At 68.5% G+C, this 21,851-nt stretch carries 18 protein-coding genes and 1 pseudogene; 15 read left to right on the top strand and 4 right to left on the bottom strand.

Annotation, left to right across the window (positions count from 1 at the left end; translation table 11 throughout):
- Positions 1–56 precede the first annotated feature (56 nt).
- Positions 57–1,577, bottom strand: coding sequence for a spore coat polysaccharide flippase ExoM (gene exoM / locus F8M74_RS10945; protein WP_141255039.1), 1,521 nt, complete (start codon positions 1,575–1,577; stop codon positions 57–59).
- On the bottom strand, positions 1,574–2,731 hold the full coding sequence (exoL, locus tag F8M74_RS10940) for a spore coat polysaccharide deacetylase ExoL (protein ID WP_141255070.1): 1,158 nt from the start codon (positions 2,729–2,731) through the stop codon (positions 1,574–1,576). Before exoL ends, exoM begins: the two co-directional genes overlap by 4 nt.
- A 381-nt stretch (positions 2,732–3,112) precedes the next feature.
- On the opposite strand from exoL, the gene ccmA reads away from it, so the two are divergent.
- The 8 genes from ccmA to F8M74_RS10900 all read left to right on the top strand — a co-directional run bounded on the left by ccmA (position 3,113) and on the right by F8M74_RS10900 (position 9,630).
- Positions 3,113–3,772, top strand: a complete 660-nt coding sequence (ccmA, locus tag F8M74_RS10935; protein ID WP_141255040.1) for a heme ABC exporter ATP-binding protein CcmA — start codon at positions 3,113–3,115, stop codon at positions 3,770–3,772.
- Positions 3,769–4,470 carry a heme exporter protein CcmB gene (locus F8M74_RS10930; protein WP_140791112.1) on the top strand — a complete coding sequence of 234 codons (702 nt, stop codon included), beginning with the start codon at positions 3,769–3,771 and terminating at the stop codon, positions 4,468–4,470. Before ccmA ends, F8M74_RS10930 begins: the two co-directional genes overlap by 4 nt.
- Before the next feature lie 3 nt (positions 4,471–4,473).
- Positions 4,474–5,187, top strand: a complete 714-nt coding sequence (ccsA, locus tag F8M74_RS10925) for a cytochrome c biogenesis protein CcsA (protein WP_141255041.1) — start codon at positions 4,474–4,476, stop codon at positions 5,185–5,187.
- Positions 5,188–5,189: 2 nt separating this feature from the next.
- Complete coding sequence (locus F8M74_RS10920) at positions 5,190–5,378, top strand: heme exporter protein CcmD (RefSeq protein WP_141255042.1); 189 nt, start codon at positions 5,190–5,192, stop codon at positions 5,376–5,378.
- 6 nt (positions 5,379–5,384) lie between these two features.
- Positions 5,385–5,861 carry a cytochrome c maturation protein CcmE gene (locus tag F8M74_RS10915; protein WP_011553299.1) on the top strand — a complete coding sequence of 159 codons (477 nt, stop codon included), beginning with the start codon at positions 5,385–5,387 and terminating at the stop codon, positions 5,859–5,861.
- Positions 5,858–7,879 carry a heme lyase CcmF/NrfE family subunit gene (locus F8M74_RS10910; RefSeq protein ID WP_141255043.1) on the top strand — a complete coding sequence of 674 codons (2,022 nt, stop codon included), beginning with the start codon at positions 5,858–5,860 and terminating at the stop codon, positions 7,877–7,879. The genes F8M74_RS10915 and F8M74_RS10910 overlap by 4 nt, the downstream gene beginning before the upstream one ends.
- On the top strand, positions 7,879–8,430 hold the full coding sequence (locus tag F8M74_RS10905) for a thiol:disulfide interchange protein (protein WP_011553297.1): 552 nt from the start codon (positions 7,879–7,881) through the stop codon (positions 8,428–8,430). Before F8M74_RS10910 ends, F8M74_RS10905 begins: the two co-directional genes overlap by 1 nt.
- Before the next feature lie 96 nt (positions 8,431–8,526).
- Positions 8,527–9,630 (top strand): zinc ribbon domain-containing protein, encoded by a 1,104-nt coding sequence (locus F8M74_RS10900; RefSeq protein WP_228560028.1) that lies wholly within the window; start codon positions 8,527–8,529, stop codon positions 9,628–9,630.
- A 6-nt stretch (positions 9,631–9,636) separates the two neighbouring features.
- Here F8M74_RS10900 and F8M74_RS10895 read toward each other — a convergent pair whose 3' ends face one another.
- Positions 9,637–10,530 (bottom strand): SMP-30/gluconolactonase/LRE family protein, encoded by an 894-nt coding sequence (locus F8M74_RS10895; protein ID WP_141255045.1) that lies wholly within the window; start codon positions 10,528–10,530, stop codon positions 9,637–9,639.
- A 356-nt stretch (positions 10,531–10,886) separates the two neighbouring features.
- On the opposite strand from F8M74_RS10895, the gene F8M74_RS10890 reads away from it, so the two are divergent.
- From F8M74_RS10890 to F8M74_RS37480, 7 genes and pseudogenes are all read left to right on the top strand, one after another.
- Complete coding sequence (locus F8M74_RS10890; RefSeq protein ID WP_228560030.1) at positions 10,887–11,426, top strand: peptidoglycan-binding protein; 540 nt, start codon at positions 10,887–10,889, stop codon at positions 11,424–11,426.
- Between the two features lie 11 nt (positions 11,427–11,437).
- Positions 11,438–13,540 carry a hypothetical protein gene (locus F8M74_RS10885; RefSeq protein WP_141255047.1) on the top strand — a complete coding sequence of 701 codons (2,103 nt, stop codon included), beginning with the start codon at positions 11,438–11,440 and terminating at the stop codon, positions 13,538–13,540.
- Between the two features lie 116 nt (positions 13,541–13,656).
- Positions 13,657–15,132, top strand: a complete 1,476-nt coding sequence (locus tag F8M74_RS10880) for a hypothetical protein (RefSeq protein ID WP_228560032.1) — start codon at positions 13,657–13,659, stop codon at positions 15,130–15,132.
- Positions 15,133–15,360: 228 nt separating this feature from the next.
- Positions 15,361–15,996 carry a hypothetical protein gene (locus F8M74_RS10875; RefSeq protein ID WP_141341627.1) on the top strand — a complete coding sequence of 212 codons (636 nt, stop codon included), beginning with the start codon at positions 15,361–15,363 and terminating at the stop codon, positions 15,994–15,996.
- Between the two features lie 327 nt (positions 15,997–16,323).
- Positions 16,324–19,326, top strand: coding sequence for a hypothetical protein (locus F8M74_RS10870; protein WP_141255050.1), 3,003 nt, complete (start codon positions 16,324–16,326; stop codon positions 19,324–19,326).
- 20 nt (positions 19,327–19,346) lie between these two features.
- Positions 19,347–19,991, top strand: a complete 645-nt coding sequence (locus tag F8M74_RS10865) for an outer membrane beta-barrel protein (protein ID WP_141255051.1) — start codon at positions 19,347–19,349, stop codon at positions 19,989–19,991.
- Positions 19,992–20,141: 150 nt separating this feature from the next.
- Positions 20,142–20,335: pseudogene (locus tag F8M74_RS37480) on the top strand (IS3 family transposase); the annotation flags it as partial.
- Between the two features lie 113 nt (positions 20,336–20,448).
- Here F8M74_RS37480 and F8M74_RS10855 read toward each other — a convergent pair.
- Positions 20,449–21,555 carry a PAS domain-containing sensor histidine kinase gene (locus F8M74_RS10855; RefSeq protein ID WP_141255052.1) on the bottom strand — a complete coding sequence of 369 codons (1,107 nt, stop codon included), beginning with the start codon at positions 21,553–21,555 and terminating at the stop codon, positions 20,449–20,451.
- Positions 21,556–21,851 lie beyond the last annotated feature (296 nt).

Here is a 21,851-nt window from a genome sequence, read left to right as displayed (position 1 = left end):
TCCCCTTGTTCCGACCCGCACCAAACTAGGTACCACCCCACAGGGAGGGAAGTGCGCTACCCCGCCCTTCGCGCTCGCAGCCCCGCGATCAGACTGAGCGGTCGCACCCCCGTGAAGTGCAGCACCACCAGATAGCCGATGAAGAACAGTGCCCCGGCCACCGCCAGCGGCAGCACGCGCCACAAGAAGCCCGTGGGCAGGTGCGCCCAGGCCCCGTGGGCACCAGCCCGCAGCACGAACACCGCCGCCGCCGCCGCGCACGCCGCCAGCGTGGCCTTGCCCAGCGACTGCCAGGGAATCACGTCCGCCACGCCCAGCTTCCGCTCCGGCGTGGACAGCGCCGCGGGCACCCGGGCCAGCAGCATGGCCTTGCCCACCACCTCCGCCACCGCCCACGAGCCGATGCCGCCCATCAGCCCGAAGTGCTTCACACCCAGCCACACCAGCGGCACCGTCACCGCCGCCTTCACCGCGTAGGACGCGAAGATGGCCCGCGTCTGCCCCCGGGCGCGCAGCGTCCCGTCCATGGGGAGGATGGAGAGCACCACGCCCAGCACGCTGATGCGGAAGACGGGCACCGCGGGCAGGAACTTCTCACCGAACATCGCCCCGATGAACTCCGGCGCCGCCGAGAAGAGAAACGCCGCGAAAGGCAGGAAGAAGTAGGCCAGCTTCCCGGCCGCTTCGCGGAAGGCCTCCACGCCCTCTTCCAGGCGGCCCTCGCGCTCCAGTTCGCCAAGCCGCACCATCAGCACCTCGCTGGTGGGCGTGTACAAGAGGTCCACCACCGGCAGTTGGAAGCAGCCGACGCGATAGAGCGCGTACAGCGCCGGCGCCACCGCGCCCGCCACCGCGTACAGGTGCGCGTTCTGCTGGGGAATGGCCAACAGCATCGCCGCGCCGAACGGCGCCGCGTAGGTCAGTTGCTCGCGGAAGCGCTGACCGTCCACCCAAGGTCCGGTGGCACCGCGCAGCGACACCACCCACGTCGCCAGGTAGCGGAGGCCCGCGAAGGCCGCCACCGCCATCATCATTCCGTAGAGCGAGGCGCCCAGGAGTGGCGGCACCACCATCACCGAGGCCCGCACCGCATCCGATATCAGGTACACGACCGCGGACGCCTTCGTGCGGCCCTGCGAGGTGAGGGACACCTCCAGCGGGAAGCTCCCCAGCAGAAAGGCGGTGTACGCGGCCAGCGGCAGGCGGTACTCGGCCAGCGCGGGATTGGAGAACCAGCCCGCCACATACCCGAGCAGCGCCCACACCGCTCCCGCGCCCACCAGGCCCATGGCGGACATGAACAGCAGCGTCTGCCCCAGGAAGGGCCGCTTCGCGTCCGCGCGAGGCAGGAAGTAGTAGAGGCTCTGCACCACGCCGAACGGCAGGACGTAGTAGAGCGTCGTGGCGATGAGGAACAGCTGGTAGTACGTCCCGTAGTCGTCCAGGCTCAGCACCCGGGCGAGCACGAGGGGAATGGACAGTGTCAGCCCGGCGGTGAACAGCCGGGCCAACACCAAGGGGCCGGCGCGCCCGAGGAACGAGCCCCCGGACACGGCCGACGTGGAACCTCCTCTCACGGAGCCTCCTGGATGGTCGTGGCGGTCTCCGGACCCACCACGATTTCGTTACTGGTCGCTGGCTTGGGGCTCACCCGTCCCGGGGCATTGCTCAACTGGTTTCCCACGGTGGGGGAGCTGATGAAATGGGGGCGCTTCCCCGACACCGGGCTGCTCATGCCCAGCACCCCGAAGCAGTCATCCAGCTGGCAGCCGGTGAGCGCCGACGAATAGTCGCCGAGCATGCCCAGGCTGAAGTTCTCCCACAGCACCTTGCGCTTGAGGGTGAACGGGTCACCGCCAATGCGGTTGGGCATGTCCTCCGTGGTGACACCGGAACGGAAGCCGTTGGCCGACAGCACGCGAATGACCTCGTCCGAGTACCAGCCGTTGCAGTAGGCGAAGTCGCGCACGGTGATGCCCACCTCGCGCTCGATGGCGCGCTTGGACTCCAGGATTTCGCGCTCCACCACCTCCTGCGGCTCCAGGGTCAGCACCGTGTGGCCCAGCGTGTGCGCGCCGAACTCGAAGCCGTCGCGCACCATGCGGCGCACCTCGTCCCAGTTCATGACGTCGCCCTGCTCCGGCACCAGGTCCGCGCCGCCGCCGAGCTGCTGCTCCAGCGCGTCGATGATCTCCGTCAGCACGCGCGTGGGGTGCTCACCGATGAAGTCGTCCAGCGACGCCGACACCGTCTTCTGCCCGGAGAGGATGGGCCCCAGCAGCTGCAGCGCGGGCGCGGGCAGCGAGTCGTAGAACGGCCGGAAGCGGCGCTCCTGGACACGGCGAAGCAGGTGGAACAGCCGGTCGTGGTTGAAGCGCTTGTCGGTGTTGATGAACGCCGTGGGCAGATAGGTGATGGCCGGAACGCCCATCTCCTTGAGCACCGGATAGGCGTACCGGTAGACGTCGCGGTAGCCGTCGTCGAACGTGACGACGCACAAGTCCTTCTTCGCCACCCGGCGGCCATTCATGACGTCCACCGCGTCACCGATGGGGGCCAGCTCGAAGCCCGCCGCGTGCGCCTCCTCCAGGTGCCGGCGGAAGGTCTCCTGGGAGATGAGCAGCCCGGGAATCGAGCGCTGCAGCTCCCCGGTGAAGTCGCTCACCACGCGGTGGTAGCTCACGATGAGGATGCGCCTCCCGCCAGACTGGGAGCGCCGATACGCGGCCATTGCCCGCCGCATCCCGCTGTAATGGATCATCCCCGCCGCCGCCGCCTTGACCGCTCTACGCAACACCTTGCCCGTCGCCATTCACGCCCTCCGCGCGGATCAGCTGAATCCGCCTCGCCTGCCCGCGCACCGTTGCAGGGGAGGTGCCAGGAGGTTGGGCACCCCGGACCGGGCAGTCGAGAGGGCCATCCGTCCGAACGGGTCGCGTGGTGAGCAGTGGACGTTCCCCTCCGTGGAACCCCAGAGGCCCCCGGCGGGCACCTCCCACCACATGGGGAGGAAAACCTTTCCTCCCGACGGGCTCGCCCTTTCTCCATCCAGGCCACCATCTTGGGTTTCACTGGTGGACGTTCTGGTTTCCGGATACGAACGCCCCCGCCGATGCCTCCCCTCTCCGCCGCCCCCGCGCTTGCCCTGCATGACGTCAGCAAGCGGTATGGCCGCCGGTGGGCCCTGGCGCGTCTCACGTACGCGCTCCCCGCCGGACGCTCGCTGCTGCTCACCGGCCACAACGGTTCCGGGAAGACGACCCTGCTGCGCCTGCTGGCCACCGCCCTGAACCCCACCGCGGGCCGGGTGGAAGTGCTCGGCCGCGACGCGGTGGTGGAGCGCGACGCGGTGCGCCGTGACGTGGCGCTGCTGTCGCACGCCAGCTTCCTCTACGAGGACCTCACCGCGCACCAGAACCTCACGGTGCTGGCCCGGCTTCTGGGACTGCCCTCCCCCGCGGACGCCGCCAGCGCCGAGCTGTCCCGGGTGGGGCTCGACCGCCGCTCCGATAGCCCGGTCCGCAGCTTCAGCGCCGGCATGCGCAAGCGCTTGGCGATTGCCCGCCTGTTGCTCAAGGCGCCGTCCATCGCGCTGCTGGACGAGCCCTTCGGCGAACTGGACCCCGCGGGCATCCGCGACATGGAGGCCATCATCGCGGAGCTCAAGGCCAGCGGCGTCACCGTCATCCTGGCCACCCACCTCATCGAGCAAGGCCTGACGCTGTGTGAAGAACGCCTTCACCTGCAGGAAGGCCGGGCGGTAGCGGCATGAGCACCTCGCGTCCCCGACCCATCGGCCTTTTGACGGCGACCCTGGCGCTGCTGCGCAAGGACCTGCTCATCGAGTGGCGCACCCGCGCGCGCCTCAACGCCATCATCTTCTTCGCGCTGGCCACGCTGCTGATGTTCTCCTTCGCGCTGGGCCCCGACACGAAGCTGCTGGAGAAGAACGCCGGCGGCTACTTCTGGTTGGCCATCCTCTTCGCCAGCGTGCTCGCCCTGGGCGAGTCGTTCCGCGTCGAGTCGGAGAACGCGTGCATGGACGGCATCCGGTTGGCGCCCGCTGACGCCCGCGCCATCTTCCTGTCCAAGGCCCTGGGCAACACCCTGCTGCTGACGGCCCTGGGCGTCCTGCTGGTGCCCGTCATGGTGGCCCTGTACGGGGTGCGCATCGTCACCAGCGTGGTGGACCTGGGGCTCATCCTCCTGCTCGGCAGCCTGGCCTTGAGCGCCCCAGGAACCGTCTACGCTGCGATTTCAAGCAATGCCCGGGCACGGGATGTGCTTCTGCCTTTGCTATTGTTCCCGCTGGTCATCCCCGCCCTCCTCTCCGCGGCCAAGGCGACCACGCTCGTACTTCAGGGAGACCCCATGCGTCAGTTTGACTCATGGGCGGGGCTTTTAGGCGGATTCAATCTGATTTATTGGGGCGTAGGCTTCTTGCTGTTCCCGCGGATCATCGAGGACTGACGGATGGGAAAATTCATCAAGTGGGGCCTGCCGGCGCTGGCGCTGGTCGTTCTCGCCGCGGGGTGGTGGCTGGGCCTGGTGTGGGCACCGCCGGACCGCGAGATGGGTGATGTGCAGCGCATCATGTACGTCCACGTCCCGCTCCAGTGGGTGGCCATGGTGGCCATGGCCATCAACTTCGTGGTGGCCATCAGCTACCTCATGAAGGCGAGCTGGAAGCTGGATGCCGCTGCCGAGGCGTCCGCGGAGATTGGCCTGGTGCTGGGCACCGCGGGGATGATCACCGGCGCCATCTGGGGCCGGCCGACCTGGGGCGTCTACTGGTCGTGGGATCCGCGCCTGACGTCGCAGGCCATCATGCTGGTGACGTACACCGGCTACCTGGTGCTGCGGCGCTTCGTGGAGGACCCGGAGAAGCGCGCCACGTGGAGTTCGGTGGTGGCCATCATCGGCGCCATCAACCTGCCCATCGTGTGGTTCTCCGTGCGGTGGTGGCGCAGCCTGCACCAGGTGCAGTCCACGCCGAAGACGGTGGACCCGGAGATGACGCTGGCCCTGCGCGTGTCGGCGTTCGGCATGCTGTTCCTCACCATCTGGTTCCTGGTGCAGCGCTACCGCCAGGCCCTGGCCGAGCGCCAGGCGGAGGTGGCCCTCCCGGATGCGCTGCCGTCGGACCTCGCCGCCGCGGGTGGTGCCAACTCCTCGAGGGTGGCCTGAACATGATGACGCTTTCCACGCAGATGCTGTGGATCCTCGCGGCGACGCCCGGACAGGTGGGCAGCGGCCGCATCGTTGGCGGCTGGGGCTATGTCTGGGCTTGCTACGGCATTACAGTCGCCATGCTCGTTCTCTACGCTGTGTCCCTGTGGGTTCGTCGGCCCAAAGCCCCCACCGACGCCAAGGAGTGAGTCGCCATGTCCCCCGTCGCTCGCAACCGTCTGATTGCCCTGGGGGCCCTGCTCGTCGCGGGGGCCGGCCTGGGATTCGTGGCCTTCGGCAACATCGGTGAGAACCTCGTCTACTACTGGAGCCCGTCGGAGATGCTGGGCCAGGGAGACAAGGCGTACTCGGCCACCATCCGCCTGGGTGGCGTGGTGGAGGCAGGCAGCATCCAGTGGAACGCCGAGCACACCACCCTGCAATTCCGCGTGGCGGATGACGTCAAGGAAGGCGCGCCCAGCGTGCTGGTGCGCGCCACGGAGACGCCGCCGCAGATGTTCCGCGACAAGATTGGCGTCGTCGTGGAAGGCACCTACGACAAGTCCGGCGTCTTCAGCTCCAACCGGCTGATGGTGAACCACTCCAACGAGTACCGCGCCCCCAAGGAGGGTGAGGATCCGCGTCAGTGGCAGGAGACGCTCTCCGACGCCACCGCCATGGGTGCGAAGTGAACGGAACCGTTGGCTACGGCCTGGTGCTCGGAGGGCTCGCGTTCGCGACCTTCGGAGCGCTCGTGGGCCTGGTGAGCGGCCTGCGTCGAAGTGACGCGGGCTTCCCGTGGGTGCTGCGCGCGGTGTGGGGCTTCGCCGCCTGCATGGTGGGCTCCAACCTGGTGATGGTCCACGCGCTCGTCACGCACGACTTCAGCGTGCGCTACGTGGCGCAGGTGGGCAGCCGGGCCACGCCGCTGGTCTACACCATCGTCTCGCTGTGGAGCGCCCTGGAGGGGTCCATCCTCTTCTGGGGCCTCATCATGGGCGGCTACATCGCCGTCTTCGCCTACATACACCGGCGCGAGCACGCGCGGTACATGCAGCTGGCGCTGGGCACCATGCTGGCGGTGGGCGTCTTCTTCGCCTTCCTCATCGCGGGCCCGGCCAACCCCTGGGGCGCGGTGTCCCCGGTGCCAGCGGACGGCCCCGGCCCCAACCCGTTGCTGCAGAACCACATCCTGATGGTCATCCACCCGCCCATGCTTTACCTGGGCTACGTGGGCATGACGGTGCCCTTCGGTGTCGCGGTGGCGGGCCTGCTGCGCGGCGAGATTGGCGAAGCGTGGATGGCGCCCCTTCGGCGCTGGACGCTGGTGGCGTGGCTCTTCCTGTCCATTGGCATCATCCTGGGCGCCTGGTGGGCCTATGCCGTGCTGGGCTGGGGCGGCTACTGGGCGTGGGATCCAGTGGAGAACGCGTCATTCCTGCCCTGGCTGACGGCGACGGCGTTCATGCACTCCACCATGGTGCAGGAGCGCAAGCGGATGCTGAAGCTGTGGACGCTCAGCCTCGCGCTCGCGTCCTTCGTGCTCACCATCCTGGGCACGTTCATGACGCGCTCGGGCATCTTCAACTCGGTGCACTCGTTCACCCAGTCCGACATCGGGCCCACCTTCCTGGTGTTCCTGGGCTTCCTGCTGGTGCTGTGCGTGGGCCTGCTGGCGGTGCGCGGTCCGCTGCTGGTGCCGGAAGGCCAGCTGGCCTCGCCGCTGTCTCGCGAGGCGAGCATCCTGGTGAACAACCTGGTGTTCGTCGCCATCACCTTCACGGTGCTGCTGGGCACGCTGTACCCGCTCATCTCCGAGGCGGTCCGCGGCGTGCGCGTGAGCGTGGGCGAGCCGTACTTCAACAAGATGGCGGTGCCGGGTGGCATCGCGGTGCTCTTCCTGATGGGCGTGGGCCCGGTGCTTCCCTGGGGCAAGCCGGATCCGGCCACGCTGCGCCGGCAGTTCATCATTCCCTCCGTGGTGGGGCTGGTGGTGACGGCGGCGTGCTTCGCGGTGGGCCTACGCGGCGTGTACCCGCTGATGACCTTCGGGCTGGCGGGCTTCGTCACCGTCATCACCGTGCGGGAGTTGCTGGCGCCGGTGCGGGTGCGCATGTCCGAGCGCAAGGAAGGCTTCGTCGCAGCGCTGACCACCAGCGCGCTCAAGGCCCAGCGCCGCTTCGGCGGCTACGTGGTGCACCTGGGCATCGTGCTCATCATCGTCGCGGTGGCCGCGTCCTCCGCGTACGTGAAGCACACCTCCGGCACGCTGAAGAAGGGGCAGGTCATCGAGCTGGGCGGCTACCAGATGAAGTACCTGGGCCTGGTCAGCGGCGAGGAGCCCCACCGCACCTACGTGGCGGCGCGCATTGAAGTGACGTCTCCGGGCGGCAAGGTCTCCGAACTGAAGCCGCGGCTCAACTACTACGAGCGCAGCACGGACCCCATTGGCACCCCCGGTGTCCGGGAGACGCCGGCCGAGGACCTCTACGTGTCGCTGATGGCCTTCTCCGAGCAGGCCGGCACGGCGAGCATCAACATCTGGGTCTTCCCGCTCGTCGGGTGGATCTGGTGGAGCATCCCCCTGCTGGTGCTGGGCACCCTCATCGCGCTGTGGCCGCGCCGGAAGACCGCCGTGGCCATGGCGGGCGCGCCGACGGTGGGCGCGTCCCCGCTCACGGGTGGTGACGCCGAGCGAGGGGCCGCCTGATGAAGGGCTGGCGCTACACGCTGGGCTTCGTGGTCCTCTGCGCGGGCCTGCTCTTCGTGTTGTTCAAGGGCTTCGGGCGCAACCCGCACGAAGTCCCCTTCATGATGAAGGGCAAGCCGGCCCCGGACTTCGGGCTGCGCGCGCTGGACAGCGGAGAGAAGGTGAGCCTGGCGGACCTGAAGGGCCGGCCGGTGGTCATCAACTTCTGGGCGTCCTGGTGCGGCCCGTGCCGCGTCGAACACCCCGTGCTGGAGTGGGGCGCGCGGCAGTACGGCTCGCAGGCGGTGTTCCTGGGCGTGGTGTTCCAGGACACCGACGACAACGCGCGCGGCTTCCTCCAGCAGTACGGCGCCAGCTTCCCGCAGCTGGTGGATCCGCGTTCGCGGATGGCGCTGGACTACGGCGTGGCGGGCGTGCCGGAGACGTACTTCATCGACCCCAACGGCATCATCAGGGGCAAGCATGTGGGCCCTATCGACCCGCAGACGCTGGCCCTGCGCATCCAGGAGCTGTCCACGCCCTCCGCCCCCACCGAGGCAGCGCGGAAGTAGCCCCTGTCGTCCCAACGAGGTGGCGGTATGCGGTGCCTGGAGTGTGGTGAAGACTCCAATTCCCGGTTGCGGTACTGCGAGAACTGCGGGGCGACCATGCCCGAGCCGCCCAAGGGAACGGGCGCCCGGGCCGCGCTCCGCCCCTCGCGCCCCCAGCGCGACCTGGCGGAGCCCGCCTATGCGGCGGACATTCTCGAGGAGGCGGATGAGCACTCGCGGCCCTATGTCGTGAGTGGCGCGCCCGAGCTTCCGCCCGAGGACAAGACGGACCCGGGCCAGTCCGCCCCGACCTACGACGGGCCGAAGTGGCTGGCGCACGTGCCGGCCCACTCGCCCACGGTGCTGGGCGTCATCGTGGTGGGCTGCGCCGTCTTCCTGTCCGCCCTGCTCGCCTCCTCTGGCGTGGGCCTCCTCGGGACGCTGCTGGCGGTGGTGAGTGGCACGGTGTTGGTCGCGCGCGAGCTGCGCGCCGCGGAGCAGTCGCCTGGCTTTACCGAGCGAATGCCCGCGGTGCTGATGACGCCGGAGGCCGCCGCCACCGCCACCGCGGTGATGGTGGCGCTGGCGCTGCGCTCACTCAGCCTGGGCTTGCTACCGCTCCTGATGGTGGCGGGCGTGGGGCTGGTGGCCCATGACCAGTACCGCAAGGTCATCGCGGGAGAGGACGGCGTGGGCGTGTACTTCGAGCCCCGGCAGCTCCTGGCGATGCCCCAGTTGGTGGGCCTGGGTGGCGTGGTGGTGTGCCTGCTGGCGCTGTTCGCGCCGTGGGGCACGGTGAAGCTGGACCTGGGCCTGCCGGACAACGCGCCGGTGCCCCAGGGCCCGCCCGAGCTGCGCGTCATCGCCACGCAGCGGCCCACCGACGACATGCTCTACAGCTACGGTGGCGGCGTCACCCACCTGCGGGGCTGGGATTTGCCGGCGTCGGTGGTGGTGGAGCTGGCGCTGCTGGCCGTGCTCGCCCTGCTGGCGCTGCGGCCGGAGGTGGAGCGCCCATCCTGGACGCGCTACCTGCCCGCGGGCGCGGTGGCCCTGTCGCTCGCGTTCGCGGGGCTCAACATGCGCCTGCTGCCCGGGCCCTTCGTCTTCGTCTTCGGCCTGGGCGCGGTGGGCTTCCTCGCGGTGCAGCACCTGCGCGCGGCTCGCGCCGCCGAGCTGCCCCCGCGGCAATACGAAGAAGCAGTCGAAGAGGAAGGCTGAGCCGGGTCAGCCCGCGAAGGGAACCGGCGCGACGCCGCGGACGCCCGGTGTCAGCTCGAAGAGCCCACCGGCCAGCGGCTGGGCCTCGAGTTCCTCCGCGCTGAGCCCATCCCGCCCGGTGGTGACGAACAGCCGGTCCAACGCGTCCCCGGCGAAGGCGACACTGGTCGTCTTCGCCACGGGCAGCCGGTACTCGGCCAGCCACGCGCCGTCCGGAGAGAAGCGGCGCACGCAGCCCCCTCCGTAGAAGGCAATCCACAAGCCGCCCTCCGCGTCGACCGTCATTCCGTCGGGGAAGCCGTGGGGCTCGTCGAAGCGGAGGAACTCCCGGCGACGAGTGGCCGCGCCGTCCGGGCCCAGGTCGAAGGCGTAGGTGACGCGCCGGGGCGAGTCGTTCACATAGAGGGTCCGCCCATCGGGGCTGAAGGCGGGGCCGTTCGTCACGGTGTAGCCCTCATCGATTCGAGCGAGGTGTCCCTGGGCATCGAACCGGTAGAGCCCGCCGGTGGGCGCCTTCTCGCGATCATCCATGGTGCCCACCCAGAAGCGGCCTTGTGGGTCCACCTTCCCGTCATTGCAGCGGTTGTGGGGGCGCTCAGGCTCCGGGTCCAGCAGCCGCTCCAGGCGCGCGCTCCGGGGCTCGTAGAAGGCCAGGCCCCGCTCCGTCCCCGCGATGAAGCCTCCACTCCGCCGGGGCGCGAGCGAGGCGATACGCAAAGGGGTGTCCCAGCTCGCCTGGGCACCGCTCTGGAGCTCCAGCCGGTGCACCTTGCGGCCCGGGATGTCGAGCCAGTAGAGCGCGCCCTCGGTGGCCATCCAGAAGGGGCCCTCGCCGAGCACGGCTCGTGCGGGCCAGATGCACCTGGCTTCGTCGTGCCTGGCAACGTCCGTGGTGCGCATGCGTGGCTCCTCCAAGAAAGCGAGACTCAACGTCCGTGGCCAAAATAAGCACGCCGCACGCACCGGGCATGCACGCGGCGGCGGACCTGGCCTCGTCGCGCAGCGATCACTCCGGCTCGCCCGGCTGGCCATGCATGCGTCCTCTGACTGACCCACCAGGTTGAGGTCCGTTAACCCGACGCACAGAACAGGGTTATCCCAGAACTTCCGGTGATAGAGGGCGCTCCGGGTTCCCGTACCTTGGGCACGCCTTCAACGATGCACAGACACCATCGCGAATCCAGGCACGGGGGGAGCGCGGCATGGTCAGTCCGAGGACGGCACCAATCCGGACAGGAAACACCAGTACCTTCATCTTGAAGCAGCGACGGCTGCACCTGGTCCTGTTGGATCCACAGGAAGTGCCCTACGCGGATACGGAATACGTGCTCACGGTCGGCCGCACCGAGCACTGCGGCAGGACGGCGGCGGATGGCTCGCTGAGCCACGAAGTCCCGGGCCTCGCCGCGGGTGAGTTGCTGGTGCAGCTGTCCAAGCCGCCAGCGCCACCGCCCCGCCGGAGCGTGCCTCCCGCCGCCGCGAAGAGCGTGCCACCGCCCTACCCACCCGCCGTCACCGATGAGGACTTTCCGGACGCCACGCCCGCCGCCGCGTCCGAGCCGGTGACGCTCCGCTGGGCGCTGCAGCTCCAGTCGCTCCCGGGATTCGAGTCCGACGCCCTCCGGGCCGCGCAGGAGCGGTTGCACAACCTGGGCTACGCCATTGAAGGTGAGCGCGGGTCGCCCGGAGCCTCGACGAAGTCCGCCGTGCGAGCGTTTCAGCGCCGCCATGGCCTGCCGGAAACGGGACAGCTCGCGGACATCTCCCGCGAGCTCATCCGCCTGCACGACGCCTGAGGCCCCCACATATGGCACGCATCTCACTGACGGCCAGTGTCGCCCTCGCTGCGCCCGGAGGACGCAACCGCAACCGCCTCCGTCCCGCCAGCCATGGCGTCGCGGACTTCCGGCTCCGCAGCCCCGGAGGTCCCCAATCCCGCTGCCACCGCCCCGTGCCCTTCCCCGCGCTGACAGGGGGTGATGACGGCTTCCACTTCGCGCCCGAAGTCGAGCCGGTGGAGTTGACGTGGCGCCTGCTCAATTCAGGCGGGCTGGTGCGCGCCGGAAAGCTGGAGCTCTTCACGCGCTACCGCAAGGCGCCGCTGTGGTCGCGCGAGCTCAGCCGCGAGGAGCTCGTCCAAGGCGAGCATCGGTGGACATGGGATGGCCGCGTGCCCGAGTCGGAGACATTCCCGGATGGCGTCGTCACGGTGGAGCACTCGCCGTACAAGCTGAAGCTGACGCTCCAAGGCAGTGGACTGGCGCAGGCGCCCATGGCGTGGACGTTCTTCCACGTCCTGGTGGCGGACGTTGACCTGGAGCTGGGTGAGCCTCGGGTGCTCTCGCGACCACGCGACCGTGAGCTGACCCAGTTGTTGAAGCGGCTCCCCGCGCCCGGCGAGAAGGCCGAAATCCGGCTGGTTGGGAACGTCTTCAAGACAAGGCCATCGGAGATGGCCGATGACACGGACCACCAACTGCATCGCAAGCACTGGGGTAACGGACCGGAGATTCCGCTGTTCGCCCGAGCCTGGCTGAAGGACTCGCGAGGCAACCGGGTAGATGCGCCGAAGGCCCTGGGCCGCGTGCGCTTCCTCTGGGACTGGGAGGACGAGACAGAGGCCATCGAGCACCATGCCCCCACGGCCCGGGCCTTCCTCAAACATGCGCTGGACCGTCACTGTTCGACGTCACAACCCAAGGGCGACAACGCGCACCGGGATGTGGGCGGCAAGCGCGGTGCGCCATCGTCGGCGGTGTTTCCCAGACAGGCCGGCTATGCGCCCCAGGCCGAGCCCCGTGACGGCGCGTTCCCCTTCCGCGTCACGCCCTGCAACAAGCGCGGTTGGGCGGCCTACAGCCAGGCCTGGACCACAGGGGCTTTCGCGGGACGCACGGGCGTGGTGTTCCAGCCCTCCAGCATCGCGGGAGACGCCTGGCGAGTCACCGTGCAGCTTGCCTATGACCGCCGCAGGGATGGCGGCGTGGTGCTGGACGTGAACGATGATGGACCGCTGCCCGCCGCCGTGCGCGCCGCCACCGGCATCTTCGAATCCTGGCGCGAGGTCCACATCTCCCGCCTCTTGTGCAAGGACACGGGCGCCTCCGGGTTCTCGCTCTCCACCGTGCAGGGCCATTTCGAACGGGCCTTTCTGCGACTGGAGGACCGCACGGGCGGCGTCTCGGGATGGTGCGCTCGGGAATACAACGCGTGCATCGCAGCGGCCGTGGCGGCGTCCCGGCACTGGGAGCTCCGGGCGGCCATCGACCCTGCGGTGGACCAGTTCGCCGAAGGCGGCCACGCGCTCACCTTCCGCACCCACGAGGAGTTCCTGGCCGAGGTGAAGCGCGTGAAGCACTGCGGCGATGCGGACCTCCCCCGGTGGCTGGCGCCCACGCGAGAGCGCAGGCTGCCCCTGCTGGAGGCACGCGAGTACCACCGGCAGTGCAAGGACTGGGCAAAGGCGCTGCTCACCCGGGCGCTGGACTCGGCGCTGGGGACGGCCGCGGGCATCGCGCTCTTCCAGTTCTCCGGGCTCTACAACCTGGAGACGACGGTCGGCGGCATTCGCGTCAACGGTTTCGCGTCGGAGTTCCCCTCGCGCAAGCGGGACCGCTGCGCCGTCATCCAATGCGCCGCGCCGGGCAACTACCGAAACTCCCTCAACTCGCTGGAACAAACGCTGGCGCATGAAATCGGGCACCAGCTCTTCCTGCCGCATGCCCCCTTCCCCGCGCACCGCGAGATTGGCGGTGCCCAGGCGAAGCGCCACGACGTCGACGGGAATGACTGCCTGATGGGCTACGACTTCACGACGGAGCGGCGCTTCTGTGGGCTCTGTCTCCTGCGCCTGCGGGGATGGAACACCCACGCCCTGGACCACGACGGTGCCCGGAACGCGCGGCCATGAGCGCCTCCGTCCTCTCCGGGCCGTGGCTGCTCGTGCTGACCCTGTCGGCGGCAAACCCCGTCCCCACGCCGTCCCAAGTCAAGACGGCACCGTCCCCACCCTCTGGAGGTGTGCCCATGCGCATCCAACTCAGATTGTCCAAGGCGCAGCTCGTCACCTCAGAAGACATGGACGTGCGCATCGCCCTATCCAACGAGAGCGCCACACCCCTGGAGTTTCCCGACCCCTTCCGGCACTCGGACCAATCCCTGACGTACACCGTCACGGGCCCCGAGTACCCGAAGGGCCATACCGTCAATCACTACACAGTCATCGAGCGTGAGGGCACGCAGCCGCTCGGTGGCGTCGTCGCACCCCAGGTCCGGCTGGGCTCGGGACGCGTACTCGAGTCCGTCGTGCCGCTCCAGGAATGGGCGCCCATCCGCCAGCCCGGCCGTTACCGCCTGACCGCGAGACTTCAGGCCGCGGGTATCGACACGGTGTCCGCGCCGGTCGAATTCGACGTCGTGACAGGACGGCCAGACTCCGCGTCGGCGGGAGTGATGATTGGAGGCGGGGCGTACTCCGGGGTTGGCACCGTGTGGCTCCAGCACATGGAGGAGCAGACCCTGCTGATGCAGGCCGTCTTCGTGGACGAGACGGACGAGGCCGGACGCGGCGTCTCCCGGCGAACCTCGAAAGTGCTGGGAGCGGTGGCGCCAGGTGCATCCGACGCGCTGGCGCCGTGGACGAACGATGCGCCGGGCGGTGAGGCCGTGAGCTGGGTCCTGTGGCGCCAGGGTGCGTCGATTCTCGCCCTGGCTCCGCCCGCGACGCTCACGGAGCCCTTCCGCTTTGACCTGGAGGCGCCGCCAGAGAGGCTCATCCGTCCGCCCCTGGAGACACATGCCGGAGAGCTCTTCGTCCCCATCGTGGAGGCTGGGGGAAGAGGGCTCCGACTCTTGCGATTTCAGTCGAGCATGGATGCCCTCAAAGTCACACCCGGAAAGGAAGTGGGGCGCGTGAAGCTCCCATCCGTGCCCCTGAGCGCTCGCGCCACGCTGCAGCCCGGGTCCGTGGGAAATGGCATCAGCATCGTGCTCGTGAGCGAGGCCGCAGGAGGGCTGGAAGTCCAGCACGTGCGAGCCACGAGCGCCGGTCGTCTGAGCCGAGTGGCGAGCACCCTCCTCCGAGGGCTAAGCGCGCTACCTGATTCCGAGCCGGGCGTCTGGATTGATGATTCGGGCCACGTCCATGCGGCCCTGGTAGCGGCGTCGCTGAAGAACCCTCGACAGCCCATGCTGGCGGAAGTTCGCTTCCATTCCAACGGAAGGCTCGTGGCGCCCCCACGCATGACGCCGCTGCCCGAGCTCCCCACGAGTGCACGCGCCGCGGTGGCGCGACACTGTCATTTCCCCCACTCCGACAGAGCAGGCGAAGTGCGCTGGGCCATTCTCCTGGAAGATGGGAGGTTGATGCATTCGGGGCAACGAGGTCCCCCCTCGTCCCCGAAGCAGCCTGTGGTGGGCCCACTGGAGTTGATTGAAATGCTCCAGGGCACGTTCATCCTCACCACAGACCCCATTCGGGGCCCTGAGTTTGAATGGCTTTAGGCCGCGGGGCGATTCCCAAACCTGCCCGAAGAGGCAGCCACGATTGTCTGTCCTGATGCATTCGACGTGAACACGTCGACTGTGAACGTTTGCCTCAACGATGCACTTCCACCGATACGTTCCCCCGGAACAAGTGAAGACGTCCCACCCGGTTTTCTCCCGGCATTCGTGGTGGTGGACTACCGTCCCGCGTGCTCGGGTCGTCGGTCGACCTGGAATGGGGCCCCTGTGCTTCGCAAGGTTCAGATCTTTGCCGTGGTGGTCGTTGTAGTCGGGTTCGTGGGCACGGCCCTCGCATCCCTGGCCTTTCGTTACTTCGGAAACGGCACGCTACACGTCGTGACGGTGGGAGGCGGCGCCGTGGAGTTGGTCGTGGACGGGCTCCCGACTCGGGAGCGAAGCCGGGAAGATGACCACTTCAACTTCGAGGTCAGCCGGGGCCATCACGAGGTGAAGCTGACGGACTCCACGTCCGGCACTGTCACCGCATACTCCGTCGACGTGGCCAACGGCTTCTCCGAAATCCTCCTGCCGACGCGCAAGGACCAGTGTTTCCTTCGCTTCGACATGACGGATGCCGCATATTCGCGCCAGAGTGCCCGGCGCAAGGATCAGTCACCGCCGCTGGAGGACACCTACCCGAACACCGGCGAGCCCATCACCGTCCCCACCCACACGTACCTCACCTTCGGTGAGCTGCCTGACGAGATCACCTCCAAACAGCGAGTCTACCTGCTGCGCGACATGCCCTGTGCCTTCACGGTCGACGGGGCCAACCCGAGGTTGCTGCGCCTGGCGTTGTCGGAGCGCGCCGACGAGCTGTTCACAAACCCGGACGCGCTCGTCAACGACGACCAGGAATAGCTGCCCGAGCAGGAGACGCCCAACTGGCGGCACATGAAGGCCACCGACGTTGAGGCCTTCTTCGCGTGGATGAAGCGGAAATTCACTTCATCTCCTTCGCGAAGAAAACCGCTGCATTTCTTAGCAGGCCTCGCTCTATCTCGAGCTGGCACACGCGCTTGCGCAGCCTGGAGAGTTCCGCCCGCTCCTCGCTGGAGAGCGCGCCCGGCTTGCCCTGGCCCGTGTCCGTAACACACTTCCATCACATCAGCGATATCCAAGGAAACAGGGGACTCTCATCTTTCCAAGAGTAAGGTCGAACCTCGTTCTGACTGAGGAGAAACCCCCTTGCGCTTTCCCGTTGTAGCAGCGCTGTTCACCCTCATGGCGTGCTCCCGCACCATCGAGGGGCCGACCCCGACCGTCTCCGGAGCCACCAGCCCGCGGCAGCCCGACCTCCTGCCCGCCCGCGTCTGCAACGCGCAGGGAGGCACCACCGGCTGGCGTGTGTCGCTGGCCGGTAGCGGCTTCGCCCCCATGCCCCAGGACGTCCTCACGGACTCACCCCGAGTGGGCCTGTCCGAGGTGACGCTGCGGGGCCCCTCCACCGCCACGCTCCCCAGAGAGCGCGTCTTCTTCGTCAGCGCCAACCAGCTCGGCCTGGACGTGCCCACGCGCGACACCTCGCCCGCTCAGGAGCTGGCGCCCGGCAGCTACACGGTGGAGGTGAAGAACCCGAGCGGCACCACCGGACAGCTCGCCGACGCCCTGCTCGTGGTGCCTCCTCCCACGCTCACCAGCGCCACCGCGCCGGAGGGCTTCACCCAGACGACGCCCTTCTCGGTGGAGCTCGTGGGCACGGGCTTCCGCACGGGCGAGGTGCCCACCGTGGTCATCCGCGGCACCAACCGCCCCGAGGTGACACTCACCGACGCAGCGGTGGTGTCCGCGACCCGGGTGACGGCGAAAGTTCCCCCCAACACCCCCGAGGGCACCTACGACGTGGTGCTCACCAACCCCGACGGCTGTGCCTTCACCTTGCCCCTGGGGCTCGACGTCAGCTTCGCGCGCCTGGGCACGCTCAACATCGACCCGCGCTTCGGCTGGCGGCGGCAGAACCAGCCCATCACCCTCTTCAATACGCCCTCCAACAATGACGAGCAGCCCTTCTCCGGAGGCCTGCCGGAGATCGCCCTGTTCGCGCCGCTGAAAGCGGCCCCCACGAAGCTCGTGGAAATTCCCCTGCGGCGCGCGGCCTTCGTCAACGGCAATACCGTCACCGCGGTGGTGCCCACCTGCTCAGGCGACGCGGCGCTGCCCCTCACCGACCCCGAGTGCCCCAACGGCATCGTCCCCGGCGGCCCCTACACCTTGCGCGTGAAGGACCCGAGCGGAGCCATCGGCGAGGTGTCCGCGGAGAACGGCTTCACCGTGTTGGAGGACCCGCCGCCCTCCATCTCTTCCATCGCGCCGAGCGCCATCACCACCAACGGCCTGACCGACTCCGCCAACCCGCTGGTGGTGACGGGCAGCAACTTCGGCGCCAACGCCAAGGTGCAGCTCCTCCTCAAGCCCATCGGCAGCCAGAACATCCGCGCGTGTGAGCTCACCGCCACCGGCACGGCGAGTACCACCGAGCTGCGCGCGCTCGTCACCAACGTGGCTGCGGACCAGTGCGTCGAGTACACCCCCATCGGCACCCAGGTGGCGGCCACCGGAGGCTTCAGCCTCTCCGAGGGACTCTACGTGGTGCGCGTGCAGAACACGAACAACCCGGCCTACGCCAACTACTCGGGCCTCATCGTCACCGACCCCTCCGCCAACCCGACGAACGAGGCGAGCAAGGTCGCGCCCCTCACGACGAAGCTGACCGGACCGCGCGCCAGCTTCCCCCTCGTGGTCGCCACGGATGACCTCGGCCAGCCGTACCTGTACGCACTAGGCGGAACCAACGGCACCACCGCTCTCGCCTCCGTCGAGATGGCCCCCGTCACGCTCTTCGGTGAGCTCGGCGGCCAGTGCACCGGGCTCACCTGCACCTTCCGCACGCTCGGGCGCTCACCGCTGGGCGCGGGCGCGGCCCCGGCGCCCCGGAGCGGCCACACCGCCGTCGTGCGCACCGTCCCCGGAGACACCTCCTACCTCGTCGTCATCGGCGGCATCCGGGACGCAGGCACGACGATGGACACCGTGGAGCGCGCCCAGGTCCTCAAGGTGGCGGATGCCCCCGCGCTCCTGCCGCCTACCCCGGGCACGGGCGGCTCCCTGCCCGCGGGGGCCTTCTACTACCGCGTGTCGGCCCTCCGCGCCGCCGATGACCCCAAGAACCCGGGCGGAGAGACGCTGCCCTCGGACGAGCACCCGGTGAAGATCAATGCCGCAGGCGGAGGCTCCACCACGCTCGCCTGGCCCTGCATCCCCGGCGCCGCGAGCTACCGCGTCTACCGCACTGTGGCCGCCAACGCGGTCTCGGGCAGCGAGCTGCTGCTCGACGAGGTGCCCGCCGCGGCCTGCACGGGCTCGCCCCTGCCCGAGGTGAGCTACACCGACAATGGCTCGAAGACGCCAGCGGGCGATGCGCCGCTGCCTCCCGGAGCCCTCGGCAAGTGGGCCAGCGTGGCCCCCCTGTACCAGGGGCGCGGCAACACCGCCGCCCGGCTCGTGGACGACACCGTGTACGTGGTCGGCGGCTTCTGCTCCCCGGCGGGCCCCCGCTGCCCCAGCGCCGGCGCGAGCCTGACGTCCCTCGAGTATGCCACCTTCGCCGCCAACACCGCGGACCTGAGCTCCTTCGGGCCCGTGGGCCACCTCAGCCGGGCGCGCCAGCGGCACTCGCTCGCCGTCGCCAGATCGCTCACCGCCCCCGATGCCTTCCCCACCACCTCGCCGGAAAACAACCATGACGCCTGGCTCCTCGTGGTGGGAGGCGACGCGGGCGGCGCTCCGCTCACGGGTGCCGGCATCATCGAGACGACCCAGGTGAAGATGCTGGGGTTTCCCAGCCCCGCGCCCATACTCTTCACCCAGGCCACCTACAACACCACCAGCACGCACGGAGGCTGGACCGAGGTCGTGGCCAACTACCTCTTCCAGGCGGGCGCCACGGGCGGCACGGGCTTCGCCGTCCACTCCAACCTCGTCTGCGGCAGGGCTGGGCCAGTGCCCGCGAAGTGCACGGAGTCCACCAGCTTCGACGGCCCCCTCGACGCCGCCTCGGTGTCCTACCTGAGCGGCGGTCCGCGCTACCTCTCCGGCAACGTCCTCTTCCGCGCCTTCGTCTACGCCGCGGGCGGCTTCCCCAATGACGCGGGCGGCACACCCACCGACACCGTCGAGCGCCTCGTCTACTAGGCCCCCGGGAGCGCACCACCATGAACGCCCTTCCCCTTCTCACCCTCCTGGCGCTCGCCCAGACGCCCGCGCCGTCGCAGGCGCCCCCCACGCCCACCCAGGAGAGCGCCGCCACGGCCGCCCAGGAGCCCGGAGGCCGCCTCCTCCTGGCTCCCAAACTGGGCTTCTTCAAGACGACCACCCCGCTCAGCGGTGCCGTCTTCCTTGGCGCCGAGGCGGGCTACATCACCCCTCTGCTGGGCAACCGCCTGGCCATCGTCGCCGAGTTCAACTTCCACCAGCCGCAGGTCAGCGGCACGCTCGGCGACCCGCAGCTCCCGGCGGACGCCCCCTACACGCTCACCGAGCGCGAGATGGCCATCCTGCTATCCGCCGTCTACCGCTTCGATGGAACCCTCCTCGAGGGCACCCTCACCCCCTACGTGGGCGCCGGCCCCGGCCTCTACCTACATCGCGCGGAGACAGAGGCCTTTGACAGCACGTACACCGAGTCCGAGGCCACCGTGGGCTTCCAGTTCCTCGGCGGCGCCGAGTACAAGCTCGGCCCCGGTGGCATCTTCGCCGAGGTCCACTACCACTTCACCCGCGTGGACTTCCTGACCACCGGTGACACCAACCTCGGCGGCTTCCTCGCCGCGGGCGTGGGCTACCGGCTGCACCTCTGAGCCCACCTCCGAGCCCATGGGACGCTGGAGGGCCCAGGCCACGCGCCGAGGCCCTCCAGTTGGAGACGAGCCTCTCAGGCTACGCCGCACCTCCTGAAGATCGTCTCGACGTCCACCTCCGTCCAGCGCAGCCGCGATTTCGGCCGGAGCCTCGGCCTGCGGGTGTCCACCACGCCCGCCTACTCCCCGGAAAGCAACGGCATGGCCGAGGCGTTCGTGAAGACGTTCAAGCGCGACAACTGGTTTGACGACGACAACCACTGCCACCCTCATCGCGCATTGAAGATGATGTCACCCCGCGAATTCCGTATTGCTAACTCCCAAGCCTGAGCTGTCCGATTTGACGGGGGCAACTCCAGGGGCTTCCGGCGAGCTGAATCAGAGAGCTGCTTTGTAGCATCCCGTCTGCTGATAAATCTGGGAACCGCAGTCGCTCGTGTGAGCAGGCCGCTCGCGCTCACGACGAAGCTCGGCGAGGCAGTCGGACGGTGAACGTCGTGCCATTCTCCCTGCTTGAGAACACCTGGATGGTGCCTTCGTGAGCACGCACGACCTGATTGGCGATGAAAAGGCCCAGCCCAATACCTCCCTGGGGCTTGCCCGGCACGCGGGGCCCTCGCGACAGTCGCTCGAACAGGTACGGGAGTTCACCGGGAGGAATCGGCTCGCCCCAGTTGTGGACCTCGATGTCCACGCTGTCATCAGCGTCCCCTCGGGTTATCAGTCGCACGGGGCGGTCACGCGCTCCATACCTCAGCGCATTGATGAGGAGATTGACGAGCAACTGCGCAATACGGTCCAGGTCCCAGTCCCCCGTTCCATCACCGCTGTGTTCCATCTGTACTTCTCTTCCGGGATTGCTCAGGCGCACCTCTTCCACCACCTGCAGGGCAAGCCCTTGAAGGTCGGTGGGTCTTCGATGGATGGCCAAGCCATCCCCGAGGCGAGCCTGGGTGAAGTCGAGCAGGTCGCCAATCAGCCGCGCCGCTCGCTCCGCCGATGAGACGATTCTGACGAGGCCCCGGGCCTGTAGGGCGTCGATGCCCTGACGACGCAGGAGCTGGGTGGCGGAGAGCAGGATCGCGTTAAGGGGACTGCGCAGGTCGTGGCTCACGATGCCAATGAGTTCCTTCTCGAATTCGATGCGCTTTCGTTCGGCCTCCTGGGCTCGTCTGCGCTCTGTGATGTCCCGGGTCACCTTGACGAAGCCACGAGGTTGGCCGGCATCGTCCAAGATGAGTCGCAGCGTCACCTCCGCATCGAAGCGAGAGCCATCCTTCCGGACGCGTACACCCTCGCCCATGTAGACGCCTCGTTCGAGCGCCAAGCGCATCTCGCGCGCGGGTTGCCCGCTCTGGATGTCCTCGGGCGCAAAGAGAATGCTGAAGGGCTTGCCGACAACCTCCTGCGCGCTGTAGCCCTTGTTTCGCTCCGCGCCCGCGTTCCAACTCGCGATGCGCCCCTCAAGGTCAACCATGAAAATGGCGTAGTCCTTGATGTCATCCAGGGCGAACTGGAGCGACTCTCCATCCGTGACTTGCGCGGCCATCGTGCCCATTGTCATCGCTCAACCCATCCTCCGGACTTGCGTCGCACCTTCGTCACGCCCAGTTGATGGCGATGAACGTAGGACGCTAGTGACAACGATGACGGCCTCGTGCCACGGGACGGTCCGAAAGCGGTGAGTCATGCACGGCCGGTCGCGTTCTTCACTCAACGAAAGGCGCGGGAGATGTGCACTGGCAGCGTCGGCATCTGCCTTCGAAGACCCGTCCCCCCAATCGATTCAACGCTTCGCCGCTCGCGCCTCTCTCGAACCAACCACTCCTCCAGAATCTTCCGCGGCACCCACGTCCGCCC

Origin of the sequence: Myxococcus sp. CA023 (assembly GCF_010998615.1) — a bacterium.
Classification (GTDB): Bacteria; Myxococcota; Myxococcia; order Myxococcales; family Myxococcaceae; genus Myxococcus.
This window is presented reverse-complemented; position numbering and strand designations above follow the sequence as displayed.